This window comes from Prevotella sp. OH937_COT-195 (assembly GCF_003932845.1).
Classification (GTDB): Bacteria; Bacteroidota; Bacteroidia; order Bacteroidales; family Bacteroidaceae; genus Prevotella.
Map to the genome: position 1 here is coordinate 1 of NZ_RQZH01000114.1, position 633 is coordinate 633.

1 protein-coding gene is annotated in these 633 nt (G+C 32.4%); it reads right to left on the bottom strand.

Features of this window, described 5'->3' with window-relative positions:
* Positions 1-633: SH3 domain-containing protein (locus EII32_RS11480; protein WP_148096842.1), on the bottom strand; the 633-nt coding region annotated here is incomplete at both ends.

Below are 633 nucleotides of genomic sequence, written 5' to 3' on the forward strand. Positions count from 1 at the left end.
CTACTATATTATATAGTTTTGTTAAGACTTCTACAAAGCCTTGCATACTTGGTGATTTTTTATCTTCAGAACTATTGGAAGCCTCTTTTATTTTTATGAAGTCTTCATGTACATATCCAGCTATAGGTGAAGATATTTTATACCATTCTCTATTTTTAGCTACTATACTTACCTTATCTCCTTGATGTAGTTGTCCTATTGACTCATAATTGGTTCCTGGACCTTTTCTTACATTTAGGAATGATTGTACGTTTATTACTTCTCCATTTGATATATATGTTTTATCTGAAGATGAACTTCCTCCTGTACTTCCTCCTAATGAACTACCGCCAGAACCCCCTATTAGATTTGTTACTGCATTTATAGCTTTTTGTAGATATCTTCCATTAACAGCATCTGAATGACTATAACATGATTGTGGTAATTCTATTAACGCTGCTCTTACTCCTATTGAATTTGCCCATGATATTAAGAATCCTCCTTGATATACTCCATCATAACATCCATTTACAAATCCAAATTGATTTTGGAATGCTCTTGATATATGTGAATCTCCTATTGTCTTATCTTCCCATCCGTGCATATCTATTAAGTATGTTGAACCTGATGTCTTTCCTTTTATTTCACTTATAA